A 16498-nucleotide genomic window follows, 5' to 3' on the forward strand; every position below is an offset into this window, starting at 1 on the left:
CCCGCCCCGGCCCGAGAGGCGACCCGATGCTCGACACCCTGCGTCCCGTCACCGGCAGGCCCCGCCTGCGCCCCGCCGTCGTCGTCCGCGCCTGCACCGCGGTCTGGAACTGGCGTTCGGCCGCACGCTGCCGCACCTCCGACGCCGAGAACCTGTTCGTCACCGGTGCCGACCAGCGCGAGGCCCGCGAGTTCTGCCTGTCCTGCCCGGTCCGCACCGAGTGCCTGGCACACGCCCTGGACCACCAGGTCGAGTTCGGCGTGTGGGGCGGGATGACCGAGCGGGAGCGCCGCGCACTCCTGCGCCGGCGCCCGGACGTGCGCGACTGGGCCGCGCTGCTCGGGCGCGCGCGCTCCGACCACTACGCCGGACGCAGCAGGAGCGCCTGACCCGATAGCGTCAGGCGCGTGCTCGAGTTCCTGGCCGGCCTCTACCGGACGCACGCCGACGACCTCGCCACGGTGATCGACCGGCAGCGGGAGCTCCTCGCCGACGGCACGATCACCCCGCAGCTCGACGACGTCGAGGCCGAGCTGACCTACCTGCTGCTGCGCCACCACCGGCCGTCGCAGGTGGTGGAGGTCGGCACCTACTACGGCTGGTCCACCACCTGGATCCTGTCCGCGCTGCGCGACAACGGGTCCGGTCACCTGCAGTCGTTCGACCTGGTCGACCACGTGTGCGGCACCGTGCCCGAGGAGCTGTCGACCGGGCGCTGGACGTTCCACCGCGGTGACCTGCGCGAGACCGTCGAGAAGGTCCCCGCCGACACGGGCTACCTGTTCGTCGACGCCGACCACGGACGCCGCTTCGCCCGCTGGTACCTGGAGCACCTGTTCGGGCGGATCGCGACGGGCACCCCGACCAGCGTGCACGACGTGTTCCACCTGCCCCGGGCGCGCCCGTTCACCGAGGGGTCCGAGGTGCTGCGGCACCTGGAGCGCAGCGGCACCGGCTGGTTCACCTCCTCGCGCGCGGCGGCGCCGCGGAACCTGCGCGCGCTCGACGCCGTCCGGGCCGAGCTGGGGATCACCGGCGTCCGCGGGACCTCACGCAACCCGATGATCTTCTTCTCGATGCCCTGATCAGGCGTGGGACGCCAGGACGAAGTGCGCGTTCCTACCTCGTGCGTCGCCGCGGACGAGCACACCGTCGGCCACGAGGCGCTCGAGCTGGGCTCTCGCTCCGTTGGTGGTCAGACCAGTGAGATACGCGTAGTCCCCGGATGTCATCCGGGCATGCTCGGCGAACCACTCGGCCGCCACGGACACGGGGTCATCCGGGCGTCGGTAGGTCAGAATCCCTCGAGCACGGAGTTCATCCGCCTCCGCAGAGCGCTCGACCACCGCAACGGCCCCGCGCGACAGGACCCACACGTCCTTGTAGCGCTCGACGAGTGGCGTCCCGTCCACCCGACAGTCCGCGGCCGTCTCCAGCGCCTCCTCCGCCTCTGCCGGGGTCCGCTGCAGGACCGGTGCCATGCCGGAGGCGGTCGCGAGCGAGTGTCGCAGCAGGTGGTCGACTACGAGCGCGACCCGCACGTCGCGGCGTCGAACCGTCGGATCGATCCGGCCGGTCAACGCCATGACCGGGATGACCGGATGCCCGCCGACCAGGCGAAGCCGGATCTGCGGCCCGGGCTCCTCGACGATGAGCGGTGGACGGTGACCGAGTACGACCATCTCCCGATACATGCGGTCGACGCCGAGACCTTGCTTCTCGACGAGGTCGAGCGCGCGGAACGCGTCGGCGAGCGCAGGATGGCGTGCATGCCGCGAGGTCAGGACGGTCTGAGCCGTCACTCCACCGGTGAAGCCGCCAGGGCTGATGACTTGCAGGGCCGAATCGGCCTGGACCCAAGTGATCGTCACCGGCTGTGGTGCCAGCCAGTCCCGGTGGACCAGTCCGTTCACGACAGCCTCGCGGATGGCGTCCATCGGTAGGCGTCGCACGCTGGGACGGGCGAACCCCGACCGCAACGTGATCTCCGTGTTGACCGCCTCCAATCGCTCCTCGCCCCGGGCCAGCTGCTCGATGACGCTGAGCCCGGAGAGGTCGGGAGGGCTGAGGAGGACATCTCCTCCTTCGACCTCCAGAACGGACACCGACAGATAGGTGCGGTCGGACGGGCAGAGCAGGAGCGCGCCCGCCTGTGTCAGACGATCGTCAGGCCTCAGCACTCCGAGCCGGCGCAGGAGATCGGGAGTCGGTTCCGCGGCCAGATCGGCGTGACCGCCCCGGTCGAGGTACCGCCGCACGGCGAGGACGGCACCCGGACCGACGTCGACCAGACTCCGGGTCGTGGCGACCGCCATGCTGTCGAATCCCCGGCGGTCCTGGCGGTGCAGCCACCATTCGGCGCGATCGACCGGCGCGCAGTGCGGGCCGACCCGCCAGCGCAATCGACCGCTGGTGTCCTCAACCGGTTCGTCGGCACCCGCGACGTAGAGAACGAGCAGCCGCACACCATCGACGACCTCGACTTCCACAGCCGGCGCGATGTCGACACGCGTGTAGATGGCGTGCCGGAGCCACTCCGCGTCGAGGGCCGTTCCGAGCAGCTCGCCGGACTTGTTCTCCACCCCGAGGAGGAGCGCGCCGCCTCCGGCCGTGTTGGCGAAGCAGGCGACCTCGTCGGCAAGATGCTCGGCCGCTGCCGTGTTCCGTTCCTGCCCCGGCAGCAGGACACCGCCGCGCCCCCGTCGACCGGCCTCCTCCTTGAGGTCGACCTGCTGACGCTCCACATCGTCGGGAAGCCGACCCGAGGAGAGCTTGTCCAGCACGGCTCGCACCGTCGATCGGAGTCGCGCCCGATCCTGAACGAGATCCGACTCCGGGTGAAAGGGGAGCATCCGACGCCACCGACCTCTAGGCTTCGTCTTTAGCGAGACTCTAAAGTACAAGCAGTCTGGCCGTGGCGTCGGATGCTTGCCCTTTCTTCTCAGCCCGCCGTCGCCGCGGCGCCGGTCTCGGCCTCGCCGGCCAGCAGCGCACCGACCCGGCGCAGCCCGTCGAGGTCGGCGATGTCGCCGGCCAGCGCGGGGACCCGCGTCACCGACACCCCGGGGTGCGCGGCGGAGAACCGGGTGAGCAGGTGCTCTTCCCGTTCGTGCAGGTCGACGCGGTCGGCGTGCAGCCGCAGCACCGCCGCCGCGATCTGCGACCCCGGCCCACCGACCTGCTCGGCCGCGGCCCGCGCACGCGCCGCGGAGACCGGCGCGAGCACCGGGTGGGTCCGGTTCAGCACGAGCCCGGCCAGCGGCATGTCCTCCGACGACAGCCGCTCGGTGAAGTAGGCCGCCTCGCGCAGCGCGTCCGGCTCCGGCGCGGCGACGACGAGGAACGCCGTCCCCTCCGAGCGCAGCAGCGCGTAGGTCTTCTCGGCCCGCTCGGCGAACCCGCCGAACAGGGTGTCGAAGGCCTGCACGAACGCCGACGCGTCCTGCAGCATCTGCCCGCCGATGATCGACCCGACGGCCTTGGCGAACAGCCCGAACCCGGCCTCGACGATCCGGCGCAGCCCGCGGCCGCCGGCCCGGGCGGGCGCGGCGAGCAGCCGGATCATGCGGCCGTCGAGGAAGCGGGACATGCGCTGCGGGGCGTCGAGGAAGTCCAGCGCCGAGCGCGACGGCGGCGTGTCGACGACGACGAGGTCCCACGTCCCGGCACCGGCCAGCTGGCCCAGCTTCTCCATCGCCATGTACTCCTGCGTCCCGGAGAACGAGGAGGAGATCGTCTGGTAGAAGGGGTTCTCGATGATCTTCTGCGCCCGCTCGGGCGGGGCGTGCGACTCCACCATCTCGTCGAAGGTGCGACGCATGTCCAGCATCATCGCGGCGAGTTCGCCGTCGACCGCCCCGACCGGGGCCGGGTCGTTGGACAGCTCGCTCACCCCGAGGGCCTGGGCCAGGCGACGCGCCGGGTCGATGGTGAGCACGACGACCTGACGCCCGCGCTCGGCGGCGCGCACCGCGAGCGCCGCGGAGGTGGTCGTCTTGCCGACGCCGCCCGAGCCGCAGCACACGATGACCCGGGTGCCCGGGTCGTCGATCAGGGCGTCCACGTCCAGGTCGGCGGTCATCGGCGGGCCTCCAGGTGCACACCCTGCGCAGTCATCGACTCGGCGAGCTCGTAGAGCGAGCCGAGGTCCACCCCGCCGAGCAGGGCGGGCAGCGTGAGCCGCGGCAGCGGCGGGGTCGGCTCGGTCTCCAGGCGGCGCAGCGCGGCGGTCTCCCCCTCGACGGCGACGGCGTGCTCCACGGTCTCGGCGACCAGGCCGTCGATCTCGGTGGGGGCCAGCTCGATCCCGGCGCTCTGCAGTCCGTTGCGGATCCGGGTCGCGTCGACCCGCCCGCCCGCGGCGGCGGTGACCGAGCGGTCGGGCAGCCACTGCTCGCGCATCCGGTTCACGACGACCGAGCCCAGCGGGATCCCGGCGGCGTCGAGCTCGGCGGCCGCGTCGAGCGTCTCGGTGACCGGCAGGTCCGACAGCAGCGTGACCAGGTGCACCGCGGTGAGCGGGGAGTGGATGAGCGCCTCGACGCCCTTGGCCTGCCCGTGGATGGGCCCGACCTTGGCCAGGTCGGCCATCGCCTTGGTGACGTCCAGGAACGACACGAGACGGCCGGTGGGCGGCGCGTCGAGGACCACCGCGTCGTAGGCGGGCAGGCCGTCGGACTCCGTGCGGGTGACGCACTCCTTGGCCTTGCCGGTGAGCAGCACGTCGCGCAGGCCGGGGGCGAGCGTCGTCGCGAACTCGATCGCGCCCATCCGGCGCAGGGTCCGCCCGGCCACGCCCAGCCGGTAGAACATCTCGAAGTACTCCAGCAGAGCGGCCTCGGCGTCGACGGCCAGCGCCCGCACCTCGCCCCCGCCGGGCGCGACGGCGATCCGGCGCTCCTCGTACGGCAACGGGGCGGTGTCGAAGACCTGCGCGATGCCCTGGCGGCCCTCCACCTCGACGAGCAGCACCCGCTTCCCGCCGCCGGCGAGGGCCAGCGCGAGGGCGGCGGCCACGGTGGTCTTGCCGGTGCCCCCCTTGCCGGACACCACGTGGAACCGCGCGCGGGAGAGCGCGTCGGGCCACGGGTCGGGGCGGGTTCCGGGCTCGGGCCGGACGGTCGTGGTCACGGATCCAGCCTACGAGCGCCCACCGACAGCGGCCCGTCGGCGAGGTGCGTCCCACAACGGACGAGGCGCGTCCCGCGCTCCGGCGGTGGGCGTCCGTCGCAGGGGGACGGCCATCCGTCGCGCCACGGCGGTTCGGTGTCGGGTGCCCGGGTTACAGTCCCGCCCATGAGCTCCCCGGTCGTGAAGTGGGAATACCTGACCGCCCCCCTGCTGATCCACAACACCAAGGCGATCCTGGACAACTTCGGCCAGGACGGCTGGGAACTGGTCACGGTGACGAGCGGCGCGAACGCCGAGCAGCTGGTGGCGTTCTTCAAGCGGCCGGTGCAGCAGTGAGCGCACTCGCCCGGCTGAAGGAGCTGGGGCTGACCCTGCCCGCGGTGGCCGCACCGGCCGGTGCCTACATCCCGGCCCGGCGCAGCGGGAACCTCGTGTTCACCGCCGGGCAGGTCCCGTTCGTGGACGGGAAGGTCGCCGCGACCGGCAAGGTCGGCGCCACGGTCACCGCCGAGCAGGCGTACGACCTGGCCCGGATCTGCACGCTGAACGCGCTCGCCGCGATCGACGGGCTGGTCGGCCTCGACAGCGTCACCGGCGTCGTGAAGGTCGTCGGGTTCGTCGCGTCGGACCCGTCGTTCTCCGGCCAGCCCGGTGTGATCAACGGTGCGTCGGACCTGCTCGGTGAGGTGTTCGGCGAGGCCGGGGCACACGCCCGGTCGGCCGTCGGCGTCGCGGTGCTGCCGCTGGACGTGCCGGTCGAGGTGGAGCTGACGGTCGAGGTCGGCGGCTGACATGGATCGGCTCGCCGGGGTCCCGGCCGGTCACGAGCTGCTGCTGCGGCTCGCCGGCCGGTTCCCCGACGAGCTGCTCTGGCGGCTGCGCGACTGGCTGGCCGCCGGGGACACCGCGGCGCTGGGCGCGGTCCTTCCGCGCACGCTGCTGCGGCACCGGATCGGGCTGACCGGGCACGAGCGCGCGCTGCTCGCCGAGGTCGTCGGGCCGGACGCGCCGTCGCGGCGCCTGGTCGAGGCGGTGCTGCCCGGCACTCCGCCCGCCCCGCCCGCGTTCACGGCGGGCGAGCCGGACCTGGCCGCGTGGTCGGCGCTGTCGGTCGTGCGCGACGAGGCGTCCGCGCTGCTGCTGGCCGTACGGGAGGACGGCGCCCGCGTACTGCTCGTGCGTGACGCGCAGCGGCCGCACCTGCTCGCCGCCGCGGTCGCGCGTCTGCTGCGCGTCCACGGTGACCGCGTCCCGCGCGTCGAGGCCCTCACCGGCGACGCCCCGACCGAGTACCACGAGGCCGCGTGCACCGCGGCGGCGTCGTTGTGGAGCCGCGAGCCGGTCCCCACCGGCTGACGCGGGACCGCGAAGGAGGCCCCCATGTCCGACCCCACGTACCGCCTGCTGCGGGAACTGGCCGGCCGGGTGGACGACGACCTGCTCGCCACCGGACGCGAGCTCGTCGCCGTCGGCGAGGAGGGGCACGCGCTGGAGCTGCTGGTCGCCGAGCTCGTCGCGGGACGGGCGGTGCTGCCGCACGCGGTGCGCTCCGAGCTGGTCGCCGAGGCCGCGGCCCGCCGGGTGCAGCCCGACGCCGACGCCTGCCTGCCGCCCGCCGCGGACGTCGCCGCCGGTCCGCACCGGTTCGACGGCGACGGCCCGCCCGGTGCCGCGGAGGCGGTCGCGGCCGCGCTCGCCGGCGTCCCGGTCCCGGAGTCGGGCTGGACGCTGGCCTGGCGCACGACGCCCGCCGGCGCCGCCCCCGGCCCGCTGCCGCAGCCGGTGCTGCTGGCCCGCACCGGGCCGCACGGCGCACCCGAGGTCCTGACCTACCAGGCCCAGTCGGCGCTGGCCCGGGCCGGACTGGTCGTGTCGGTCGAGGTCGGCGACGACGGCCCGGACCCCGGCTACCACCGCGCCGCCCGGGAGGTCGCGCGTCCGCTCCCCGCCGCTCCGTCCCGGGAGGACGTGTCGGCGTCCCTCCCCGGCGACGCACCACGGCCCACCCCCGACACGTCCCGGTCACCCCTCGTGGAACCCGGGGACAGGTTTACGGACGTCGACACGTCCGGCCCGCCGTCCCACCGGGTTCCCGACGACCGGCCCTCCGACCGGGTCGGGCTCCCGTCCTCGGCGGTCCCCCCGGCCCCGCGGCCCGACCGGGACGGGATCCCGGCCGCCGCCGGACCCGACGCCGTCGAGGACGCACCGGCCGGGCACCGCACCGACAGCTCCCCCGGCGACTTCTCCAACGGCTCCTCGGTCGACACGGACATCCCCGCCTCGGACCCACCACCCGCACCGGTCCGCGTCGACCGCCCCGCGCCGTTCACCGGGAGCCCCGCCACGGAGTCCCCGGAACCGGAGGACCGGCCCGGCCGGGCCGACCCGGAGCCGAGGACGGAGGGGTCCGCCGCGGCAGCCCCGTCGCCGGGAGCGGCCGGACCCGACGCCCGGCCGGACCGGACTCCGGACGCAGCCACGTCCGGCACCGGGCCGGACCCGGCTCCGGAAGCGGGCCCGCCGCACACCGGGGCGGACCCGATCCCGGGACCGGACGGGGTCCGTGTCGGACGGCGCCCGGCCTCCGACGCCGACCGGTCCCACAGCGAGGTACGTCCGGCCCCGGATCAGGAGACCTCCCTCTCCGGTGCGGGTCCGGCTCCGGCCGCGGAGGCCTCCTCCAGCGGGACCAGCCACGCCCCGGGCGTGGACGCCATCGGGATCGGCTCCCCGGCGAGCGCATCCGAGCCGACCGGATCGGCCTCGGAGACCGGCATCTCCGACGAGGCCGCTCCCGGCCCCGGGACCGGCACTGCCGATCCGGCCACTCCCACCCCGGAGACCGGCACCCCCGACGGGACCACTCCCGCCCCGGGGACCGGCACCTCCGACCCGACCACTCGCGGTCCGGGGACGGCCGCCTCCGACCCGGCCACGTCCGGTCCGGGCACCGACACGTCCGACGGGGCCGCTCCGGTCCCGGGGACCGGCACGTCCGACGGAGCCGGTCCCGGCCCGGCCGGGTCACGCGGCCCCGCGGCCCGACGCGTCGCGACACCCGCCGAGGGGGAGGACACGGCGCATCCGGCACCGCGGCCGTCGCCGCCGATCCGGGCGCTGCGGGAGGCCTCCGCGGGCGACTGGTTCGACTCTCCCCCGGAGGGCCACAGCCCGGACCCGACCCCGCCGAGCGGGGTCGGCGAGGTCCCCCGGCACCGGTTCGTCGCCGACCCCGGAGCCGCCGGCAACGGCCACCACCCGGACGCGAACGGCGCGCACCCCACTCCCGCGGGCCGCGGGCCGGTGGCGGGGCGTCCGGTCGGGCCCGCCGCGCCGCCGTCCGGGCGGCCGTCGGCCCCCTCCGACGGACCGCCCCCACCACCGGTCGCCCCCGCACCTCCCGGGATCCCTGCACACCCCGCCGCCTCGTCACCGCCCGCGGCCGCGGTGTCCCCGGCCGCGTCCGTTCCGCCGGTCGTCCCCGCGGACCCGGCCCCGACCGGCCCACGGGCGGCCCCGCGCGACCTCGGTGTGCCGCTCCGCAGGCGGGCCGGGGAGGTCCGTGCGCCCGCGGGCGGCGGGCCCGGTCCGGTCGTCGGGCGTCCGCCCGTCGGACCGCCCGCGGCACCGGGACCCGGCGAGGCGTCGTGGCTCGCGGACTGGGCCTCCGGTGCCTGGGCCGGAGAGATCCCGCCGCCGGAGACCGCGGCGCGGACCGACCGGAGCGACGTCGAGGAGACCGTCCCGGGCACGCCGCACGTCGTCCCCTCCGCGACCGCCACCGTGACCGTCGACGACCGCCGCGACGGCCCCGCGCATCCCGCCCACCACGTGACCACCGGCGACGACCCGGCCCGCCCCACCTCCGGGCCGGCACACCCGGGGCCCGGGTCCGACCGGACCCACGCCGGCACGTCCCCCGCCGGGACCGAGGCCGACGGAGCCGCACCGGCCCCGGAGGACGCCCCGGCCCACGCCGGACCGGCTCCGCACGCCCGGGCCGGACTCCACCGCCCCGCGGCCACCGGACCGGCCGGAACCGGGACGACCGGCTTCCCGCCCCCGGCCGACGGGGCCGACCCCGTCGACGAGGCCCCTACCCCGTCCCCGGGCATCCCGATCCTCCGTGCCCCGGCACCCCCGGCCCCGGCCGACGGGGAGCGCCGCCCCCGGCACCTCCTGCTCACCGACGACGAGCCGGACGAGTGGGACGCCACCGAGCGGGACAGCACGGAGCGGGACAGCACCGAGTGGGACGGCACCGAGGAGGACCCCACGGAACCGGCCGACGTCGTCGCACCCGCAACGGAGCACCCCGCACCGTCGACGGAACACCCCGCACCGGGGCCGGCACAGGACCCCACGACGGGGCCCGCGGACGACCCCGCGCCGAGGCCGCGGCCGCGACCCCGCCCCGCCGGGGGCCTGGCCGACCGGCTCACCCCCACCGAACAGGACCTGCTGCAGCGCCTGCACGAGGAGCTCGCGGCCCGCGAGAACGGCGGCGAGCCGACCCCGCGCAACGGCACCGCCCGCACCGACCGCGGCTGAGCCCGGCCGGGCCCGGAGGCCGGTGCGGGGGATCAGCCGACCGCGCGCACGATGCGGTCGATCACCCGCTGCAGGTGCAGCGCCCGTGCGGCGTCCACCGGCAGGTCGGCGCCGGAGCCGATCGCGTCGGCAAGGTCGTCGAGCAGCGCGCCGAAGCAGGCGACCGCGTCGGCCGGGCGACGGTCGAGCACGTACCGGCCGCGGCCGTCCTCCCCGAGCCCGCCGACCAGCGCCACCTCGAACTCGGTCGGGTCCACCGGGACGCGCAGCGACAGCACCACCGAGCTGCGGGCGCCGCCGTCGTGGACGAGGCCGATCCGCCACAGGTCGGGCTCGTCGCGGTGGGCGTGGTCGACGTCGACGACCGGGCCCAGCGCCGCGTCGAGCAGGTCCACGACGTGCGGGCCGACGTCGAGCAGCGCCCCGTGCTCGGCCCGCCACGACGACGCCGCGAACGGCCCGCCGAGCAGCGCCCCGGACAGCCAGCGGGCGGTCGCGGTCGTCCCGGGACCGCCGGCGCCGGCCGGGACCGCGTCGAGCCAGGCCCGGATCGCCGGGTCGAACCGCAGGGTCAGCATCGTCGCCGACCGGACGCCCGAGGCCGCGACCGCGGCGGCGGCCCGTTCCGCGGCGGGCAGGTCCGCGGCCAGCGGCTTCTCCAGCACGACGTGCTTCCCGGCGGCCACCACCCGCTCCAGCAGCTCGGCCTGCACGGCGGGCGGCACGGCGAACGCGACGGCGTCGCACGCGTCGAGCAGGTCCTCGACCGAGGCGTGCACCGGACCACCGGAGACCGCGGCGATCCCGGCGGCCGCCTCCGGCCGTCGCGCCCACACCCCGGCCGCCGACCAGCGGGGATGCGCCGCGATGGCGGGGGCGTGCACCTGGTGCGCCCACGGTCCGGCGCCGAGCAGTCCGATACGCATGCGGGCATTCTCACCGCCGACCGGCCCCGATCATGACCTAGGGTCGGCGGCCATGAGCGATGATCCGGCGGCGCAGCCGGTCGAGCCGAGGGCCGCCGCGACCGTCCTGCTGGTCCGCGACGAGCCGGGCACCGGTGACCTACAGGTCTTCCTGCAGCGGCGGGTGGCCGGGATGGCGTTCGCCGGCGGCATGACCGTGTTCCCCGGCGGCGGGGTCTCCGCCGGTGACGAGCCGGACCCCGCCCGCTGGCGCGGCCCGGAGCCGGCGCGGTTCGGCGCCCGGCTGGCCCAGCCCGCGGACCTGGCCGCCGCGCTGGTGACCGCCGCCGTCCGCGAGACGTTCGAGGAGTGCGGCGTGCTGCTCGCCGCCCCCGCCGGCACCGAGCCCGGCCCGCTGGACACCGCCGCGGCCTGGCGGGACGACCTCGTCGCCCACCGGACCACGCTGCCGGAGCTGCTCGCGGCGCACGACCTGGAGCTGCGCGCGGACCTGCTGGTCCCGTGGGCCCGCTGGATCACCCCGCCGCGCAACCCGAAGCGCTACGACACCGCGTTCCTCGTCGCCCGCGTGCCGGACGGCCAGGTCGCCGACGACGCCACCACCGAGGCCGTCGAGGCGCGCTGGTGGAGCCCGGCCGAGGCCCTGTCCGGCTACGACGACGGCGACCTCAAGCTGATGCCGCCCACCCTGCGGACCCTGCAGGAGCTGCACCGGCACGACAGCGCGGGCGAGGTGCTGGCCGCCGCCGCGGCGCGCGACATCGAGCCGATCACCCCCGAGGTGCGGCGCGAGGGACGGATCGTCACGATCACCCTGCCCGGCGACCCCGACTGGATCTACGAGGAGACGACCCGGTGAGCCACCCGCTCTACGGCACCCTGCGCGCCGCGCACCCGCTGGCATCGGTGCTGCTGCAGGACAACCCCGGCCCGATGACCCTGGAGGGCACCAACACCTGGGTGCTCGCGGCGTCGGACGCACACGACCGGATCGTCGTCGACCCGGGTGAGGACGACGGCACGCACCTGGAGGCGCTGGCCGACGGCCCGCCGGTGGCCGCGGTCGTCCTGACCCACCGCCACCACGACCACGCCGGCGGGATCGGCCGGTTCGTCGAGCTGACCGGGGCGCCCGTGTTCGCCGCGGACCCGTCGCTGGCGTCGGGGACCACCCCGCTGGTCGACGGCGCCGTCGTCGCCGGTGGTGGGGTCGAGCTGGAGGTGCTGACCACCCCCGGCCACACCTCGGACTCGGTGTCGCTGCTGCTGCGCGGCCCCGGCTCCGACGGCGTCGCGCTGCTCTCCGGCGACACCGTGCTCGGCCGCGGCACCACCGTCATCGCCCACCCCGACGGCACGCTCGGGCCCTACCTGGACTCGCTGCGCCGGATCGCGGAGCTGCCCGCGGGCACCCCGGTCCTCCCCGGGCACGGTCCGGAGCTCCCGGACGCCGCCGAGACCGCGCGGCACTACCTCGCCCACCGCGAGCAGCGGCTGGAGCAGGTGCGGGCCGCGCTGGAGCGGCTGGGGCCCGACGCCTCGGCACGCGACGTCGTCGAGGTCGTCTACGCCGACGTCGACACCTCGCTGTGGGACGCCGCCGAGCTGTCGGTGCGCGCGCAGCTCGACCACCTGCGGGGATGAACCCGGTCGGGTGGGGCGTTCAAGGGGCCGGGCCGACCCGCCTGTGGTCCCCTGCTCCCCACCGGGGTGTCGCGATCCGTCCTCCCCGTACCGCTCAGAAGGAGACCTCCGTGCGTCGCACGATCCTGGCCGTGGCCGCCGCGCTGCTGGCCCTCACCACCCTCGTCGGCTGCAGCAGCGGTAGCTCCGACACCCTGCGGATCGGCACCGAGGGGACCTACAGCCCGTTCAGCTTCCAGGGCCCCGACGGGCAGCTGACCGGCTACGACGTCGAGGTCGCCCGTGCGGTCGGCGCCAAGCTGGGCAAGGAGGTCGAGTTCGTCCAGACCCCGTGGGACTCGATCTTCGCCGCGCTCGAGTCGAAGCGGATCGACCTGGTCGCCAACCAGGTCACGGTCAACGACGAGCGGAAGGCCAAGTACGACCTCTCCACGCCCTACACCGTGTCCGAGGGCGTGATCGTCACCCGCGCCGACGACACCGCGATCCGGAGCCTGGCCGACCTGCGGGGCCGCACCACCGCCCAGTCCGCGACCAGCAACTGGGCCGAGGTCGCCCGCGGCGCCGGCGCGAACGTCGAGGCCGTCGAGGGCTTCGTGCAGGCCGTCCAGCTGCTCAAGGACGGCCGGATCGACGCGACCGTCAACGACACACTCGCCGTCGGCGAGTACGAGAAGTCGACCGGGGACAAGGGCGTCAAGGTCGCCGGCACCACCGGGGACACCAGCGAGCAGGCCTTCGCCGCCCGCAAGGACAGCGGCCTGATGCCCGACGTGGACCGGGCGCTGGCCGAGCTGCGGGCCGACGGCACGCTGAAGCAGCTGTCCGAGAAGTACTTCGGCAGCGACGTCAGCGGGAAGTAGATGGATCCCGCCACCTGGGACCTGATCGGCCGCAACCTGTGGCCGATGCTGAAGGCGACGGTCACGATGACCATCCCGCTGACGGCGATCAGCTTCGTCATCGGGCTGGTCCTGGCCCTGCTGCTGGCGCTGGCCCGGATCTCCTCGATCAGGCCGCTGTCCTGGCTGGCCCGCGCCTACATCTCGGTGGTGCGCGGCACGCCGCTGCTGGTGCAGCTTTTCATCGTGTTCTACGCGCTGCCGCAGTTCGGGCTGGTCATCGACCCGTTCCCGTCCGCGGTGATCGCGTTCAGCCTCAACGTCGGTGGCTACGCGGCCGAGATCATCCGGGCGGCGATCCTGTCGATCCCGAAGGGGCAGTGGGAGGCCGCGCAGACCATCGGCATGGGCTACCCGACGACGCTGCGCCGCGTGATCCTCCCCCAGGCCGCGCGCACCGCCGTCCCACCGCTGTCGAACACGCTGATCTCGCTGGTCAAGGACACCTCGCTGGCCTCGACCATCCTGGTCACCGAGCTGCTGCGGGTCGCCCAGCTGGCCGCGGCGCCGACGTTCGACTTCTTCGCCCTCTACGGCGTGGCCGCGGTGTACTACTGGATCGTCTGCCTGATCCTCTCGTCCGTGCAGGTACGGGTGGAGACGCGGCTGGAGAGGTACGTGGCGCGATGAGCGACCTGCTGACCGTCCGGGGCCTGCGGAAGTCCTTCGGGACGCTGGAGGTCCTGCGCGACATCGGGTTCGACGTCCCGGCCGGGACCGTCACCGCGGTGATCGGGCCGTCCGGTTCGGGCAAGACGACGGTGCTGCGTGCCCTGAACGCGCTGGACCGGGCCGACGCCGGGGTGATCACCATCGGCGACCTGCCGGTCGACTTCGGCGCCCCCGTCGACCGGTCCACGCTGGCCCGGTTCCGGTCCCGGACCGCGATGGTGTTCCAGTCGCACAACCTGTTCCCGCACCGCACCGTCCTGGAGAACGTCATCGAGGGCCCGGTGATCGTGCAGCGGCGCCCCCGGGCCGACGCGACCGCCGACGCCCGGCGGCTGCTGGACCAGGTCGGGTTGGCCGAGAAGGCCGACCAGTACCCGTACCAGCTCTCCGGCGGCCAGCAGCAGCGCGTCGGGATCGCCCGCGCGCTGGCCCTCGACCCGCAGCTGATGCTGTTCGACGAGCCCACCTCGGCGCTGGACCCCGAGCTCGTCGGCGACGTCCTGCGGGTCATCAAGGACCTGGCGACGGCGGGCCGGACGATGGTCATCGTCACCCACGAGATCCGCTTCGCCCAGCAGGTCGCCGACCAGGTCCTCTTCGTCGACGGCGGGGTGGTGGCCGAATCCGGTCCGCCGTCGCGGGTGCTGGTCGAGCCGGAACAGCCCCGTACCCGGCAGTTCCTGAAGCGGATCCTCGACCCGATCTAGACCCCGGGCGGGGCGCCGTCGTCGTCGCCGTGGGCGTCGACCCACTCCTCGCGGAACCGGCGCAGGAACTCCTCCAGGGCCGCGTGCCGCCGCTCGCCCATCTCGCGGCCGGCGGCGGTGCGCAGCTCGCCGCGCAGCCGCAGCAGCTTCTCGTGGAAGTGGGCGACGACCGAACCGGTCGGCCCGGACCGGTAGCCGCCGGTCGCGACGCCCGCGGCCGGGTCCCACAGGGGCTCGCCGATCGCCCCGCCGTAGGCGAACGCGCGGGCGATGCCGGTGGCGCCCATCGCGTCGAGCATGTCGGCGTCGTGCAGGCAGGCCGCGATCCGGTCCGCCGTGGGCGCCGACGCCACCTCGGAGAACGAGTACCGGCCGGTGGCCTCGACGGCGTCGAGCACCGGGTCCCACAGCCGCTCGGCGACCCCGCCGCGGCGCAGCGCGTCCCGGGCGTCGTCGCGGACCTCCGCGGGGGCGACGACGCGGCCGAGCCGGGCCTCGGCGGCCCGGTGGTGGTCGTGCACGTACGCGGCGACGGCGGCGACGAACCCGTCCAGGCCCTCCCGCACCGCGAGCCGGGCCGACAGCCCGGCGACCCGGTCGAGGTGCCCGAGGTCGTGCGCGACGTCCGCACCGGCCATGTCGCCGGCGACGACGTCGCGCAGCCGCCGCAGCTCCCCCGCGCTGCTCACGCCGGGCTCCCGGCCGCGACGACGCGGGGCTCGGTGTCGGCGACCGAGCCGCGGCGCAGCCACAGCAGCCCCGCGACCAGCAGCCCCAGGGCGCCGCCCGCCGCGTACCCGCCCGGCCCGACGAGGTCGATCATGACGCCGGACAGGGCCTGCCCGACCGAGACACCGAGCACCGCGGCCATCACCATCCAGTTGAACGCCTCGGTCGCCGACCCGGCCGGAGCGGTCTGCTCGACGCCGAGGGAGTGCGCGGTGACCTGCGGGGTGATCAGCGCGCCGGCGGCCATCATCACCACGGCCAGCAGCACCAGCGAGCCGAGCGGGGAGACGAGCCCCATCGCCGTCACCAGGACGGCGAAGCCGGCCAGCAGGACCGGCAGCCGCAGGTGCAGCGGCCGCGGCCAGGGCCGCATCCCGTAGAGCACCCCGGTCAGCACCGAGACCACCGACCAGAGCGAGAGCAGGACCCCGCCGGCGGCGGGCGACCCGGCGAACGCGGTCGCGGCGATCACGCCGACCTCGGCGGTCCCCGCCACCAGCCCGAACCCGAGCGACGCCAGCGCCACCGTCCGCAGCCCGGGGCGCCGGAACACCCCGAGCAGCCCGGCCTCGACCGGCAGCGACCCGTCGGCGCGCTCGGCACGGATGCGGGCCGAGCGGCGTCGGACGGCGGCGGTGAGCGCGAACCAGGTGGTGCCGACGATCTCCGCGGTCGCCGCGACGACGAGCGCGGTGCCCGGCCACGGCGTCGCCACCACCAGCACCGCGGCCAGCGCGGGACCCATGATGAAGAAGATCTCGAGGCTGATCGCCTCGTAGGTGTAGGCGGCCTCGCGGCGCGGCCCGGGCGGGGTCAGGTCCGACCACAGCGCCCGCGACGACCCCTCGAACGCCGGCGTCGCGAGCCCGGTGACGACCGCGACCGCGACGGTGAGCGGCAGCGCCGCCCGGGACTCGATGCTCAGCACCAGCCCGGTGACGCACAGCAGGTAGACCGCGACGAGCACCAGCATCGGCCGGGTCGGGCCCAGCCGGTCCAGCACCCGCCCCTGCACGACCGTGCCGACCGCGGTCCCGACCAGCAGCGCCGCGGAGACCGCTCCGGCGACGGCGTAGGAGCCGTGGACCTCACGGACGTAGAGCAGCGTGGCGAGACTGTGCATCGCGATCGGGAACCGACCGAGGACGGAGGCACAGACCGGCGCGGCCGCCCCGGGGGTGCCCAGGGCGGCGCGATAGTCGGAGAGAGCGGCGGGCACGCCCCAGCATCACAT

At 75.4% G+C, this 16498-nt stretch carries 17 protein-coding genes; 11 read left to right on the forward strand and 6 right to left on the reverse strand.

What is annotated here, in order from left to right:
* Positions 1-26: 26 nt before the first annotated feature.
* A complete protein-coding gene (locus DMP17_RS25825; RefSeq protein ID WP_226354313.1) occupies positions 27-389 on the forward strand; it encodes a WhiB family transcriptional regulator in 363 nt (120 codons plus the stop codon).
* A gap of 18 nt (positions 390-407) precedes the next feature.
* Positions 408-1085, forward strand: a complete 678-nt coding sequence (locus DMP17_RS25830; protein ID WP_226354314.1) for a class I SAM-dependent methyltransferase — start codon at positions 408-410, stop codon at positions 1083-1085.
* Here the strand turns inward: DMP17_RS25830 and DMP17_RS25835 are convergent, their stop codons facing one another.
* From DMP17_RS25835 to DMP17_RS25845, 3 genes are all read right to left on the reverse strand, one after another.
* Entirely contained in the window at positions 1086-2783 is a 1698-nt protein-coding gene (locus DMP17_RS25835; RefSeq protein WP_337830864.1) for a DUF5635 domain-containing protein, read from the reverse strand. It abuts the gene before it with no gap.
* A gap of 158 nt (positions 2784-2941) precedes the next feature.
* A complete protein-coding gene (locus DMP17_RS25840; protein WP_226354316.1) occupies positions 2942-4081 on the reverse strand; it encodes an ArsA family ATPase in 1140 nt (379 codons plus the stop codon).
* Positions 4078-5130, reverse strand: a complete 1053-nt coding sequence (locus DMP17_RS25845) for an ArsA-related P-loop ATPase (protein ID WP_337830865.1) — start codon at positions 5128-5130, stop codon at positions 4078-4080. Before DMP17_RS25845 ends, DMP17_RS25840 begins: the two co-directional genes overlap by 4 nt.
* Positions 5131-5295: 165 nt before the next feature.
* Between DMP17_RS25845 and DMP17_RS25850 the strand changes: the two genes are divergently transcribed.
* From DMP17_RS25850 to DMP17_RS25865, 4 genes are read left to right on the forward strand one after another with little or no spacing between them, the layout of a single operon-like run.
* The gene (locus DMP17_RS25850; protein ID WP_139282840.1) at positions 5296-5466 is read left to right on the forward strand and encodes a DUF4177 domain-containing protein; all 171 of its coding nucleotides are present in this window, start codon (positions 5296-5298) and stop codon (positions 5464-5466) included.
* The gene (locus DMP17_RS25855) at positions 5463-5921 is read left to right on the forward strand and encodes a RidA family protein (protein WP_073576022.1); all 459 of its coding nucleotides are present in this window, start codon (positions 5463-5465) and stop codon (positions 5919-5921) included. The genes DMP17_RS25850 and DMP17_RS25855 overlap by 4 nt, the downstream gene beginning before the upstream one ends.
* A 1-nt stretch (position 5922) precedes the next feature.
* Positions 5923-6486, forward strand: coding sequence for a hypothetical protein (locus tag DMP17_RS25860; RefSeq protein ID WP_226354319.1), 564 nt, complete (start codon positions 5923-5925; stop codon positions 6484-6486).
* Positions 6487-6510: 24 nt separating this feature from the next.
* Complete coding sequence (locus tag DMP17_RS25865; RefSeq protein WP_337830866.1) at positions 6511-9684, forward strand: hypothetical protein; 3174 nt, start codon at positions 6511-6513, stop codon at positions 9682-9684.
* 32 nt (positions 9685-9716) lie between these two features.
* Here the strand turns inward: DMP17_RS25865 and DMP17_RS25870 are convergent, their stop codons facing one another.
* Positions 9717-10610, reverse strand: a complete 894-nt coding sequence (locus tag DMP17_RS25870) for a Gfo/Idh/MocA family protein (RefSeq protein ID WP_226354320.1) — start codon at positions 10608-10610, stop codon at positions 9717-9719.
* Between the two features lie 52 nt (positions 10611-10662).
* On the opposite strand from DMP17_RS25870, the gene DMP17_RS25875 reads away from it, so the two are divergent.
* The 5 genes from DMP17_RS25875 (at position 10663) to DMP17_RS25895 (ending at position 14535) form a co-directional block, all read left to right on the forward strand.
* Positions 10663-11469 carry an NUDIX hydrolase gene (locus DMP17_RS25875; protein WP_226354321.1) on the forward strand — a complete coding sequence of 269 codons (807 nt, stop codon included), beginning with the start codon at positions 10663-10665 and terminating at the stop codon, positions 11467-11469.
* Entirely contained in the window at positions 11466-12254 is a 789-nt protein-coding gene (locus DMP17_RS25880) for an MBL fold metallo-hydrolase (RefSeq protein WP_226354322.1), read from the forward strand. Before DMP17_RS25875 ends, DMP17_RS25880 begins: the two co-directional genes overlap by 4 nt.
* A 110-nt stretch (positions 12255-12364) precedes the next feature.
* Complete coding sequence (locus DMP17_RS25885; protein WP_337830867.1) at positions 12365-13117, forward strand: amino acid ABC transporter substrate-binding protein; 753 nt, start codon at positions 12365-12367, stop codon at positions 13115-13117.
* Positions 13118-13786, forward strand: coding sequence for an amino acid ABC transporter permease (locus DMP17_RS25890; protein WP_337830868.1), 669 nt, complete (start codon positions 13118-13120; stop codon positions 13784-13786).
* Positions 13783-14535: an amino acid ABC transporter ATP-binding protein gene (locus DMP17_RS25895; RefSeq protein WP_337830869.1), complete on the forward strand. Its 753-nt coding sequence runs from the start codon at positions 13783-13785 to the stop codon at positions 14533-14535. Before DMP17_RS25890 ends, DMP17_RS25895 begins: the two co-directional genes overlap by 4 nt.
* Here DMP17_RS25895 and DMP17_RS25900 read toward each other — a convergent pair.
* Together DMP17_RS25900 and DMP17_RS25905 are read right to left on the reverse strand one after the other, a co-directional pair.
* On the reverse strand, positions 14532-15224 hold the full coding sequence (locus DMP17_RS25900) for an HD domain-containing protein (protein WP_337830870.1): 693 nt from the start codon (positions 15222-15224) through the stop codon (positions 14532-14534). The genes DMP17_RS25895 and DMP17_RS25900 overlap by 4 nt on opposite strands.
* Positions 15221-16483 (reverse strand): MFS transporter, encoded by a 1263-nt coding sequence (locus DMP17_RS25905; protein ID WP_226354326.1) that lies wholly within the window; start codon positions 16481-16483, stop codon positions 15221-15223. The genes DMP17_RS25900 and DMP17_RS25905 overlap by 4 nt, the downstream gene beginning before the upstream one ends.
* Positions 16484-16498: the final 15 nt, after the last annotated feature.

This window comes from Pseudonocardia sp. TMWB2A (assembly GCF_017312135.1).

Coding starts and splice junctions, on each gene's coding strand:
- DMP17_RS25825 (WP_226354313.1), top strand. CDS start 27: ATGCTCGACACCCTGCGTCCCGTCACCGGCAGGCCCCGCCTGCGCCCC.
- DMP17_RS25840 (WP_226354316.1), bottom strand. CDS start 4,081: ATGACCGCCGACCTGGACGTGGACGCCCTGATCGACGACCCGGGCACC.
- DMP17_RS25850 (WP_139282840.1), top strand. CDS start 5,296: ATGAGCTCCCCGGTCGTGAAGTGGGAATACCTGACCGCCCCCCTGCTG.
- DMP17_RS25860 (WP_226354319.1), top strand. CDS start 5,923: ATGGATCGGCTCGCCGGGGTCCCGGCCGGTCACGAGCTGCTGCTGCGG.
- DMP17_RS25865 (WP_337830866.1), top strand. CDS start 6,511: ATGTCCGACCCCACGTACCGCCTGCTGCGGGAACTGGCCGGCCGGGTG.
- DMP17_RS25870 (WP_226354320.1), bottom strand. CDS start 10,610: ATGCGTATCGGACTGCTCGGCGCCGGACCGTGGGCGCACCAGGTGCAC.
- DMP17_RS25875 (WP_226354321.1), top strand. CDS start 10,663: ATGAGCGATGATCCGGCGGCGCAGCCGGTCGAGCCGAGGGCCGCCGCG.
- DMP17_RS25890 (WP_337830868.1), top strand. CDS start 13,118: ATGGATCCCGCCACCTGGGACCTGATCGGCCGCAACCTGTGGCCGATG.
- DMP17_RS25895 (WP_337830869.1), top strand. CDS start 13,783: ATGAGCGACCTGCTGACCGTCCGGGGCCTGCGGAAGTCCTTCGGGACG.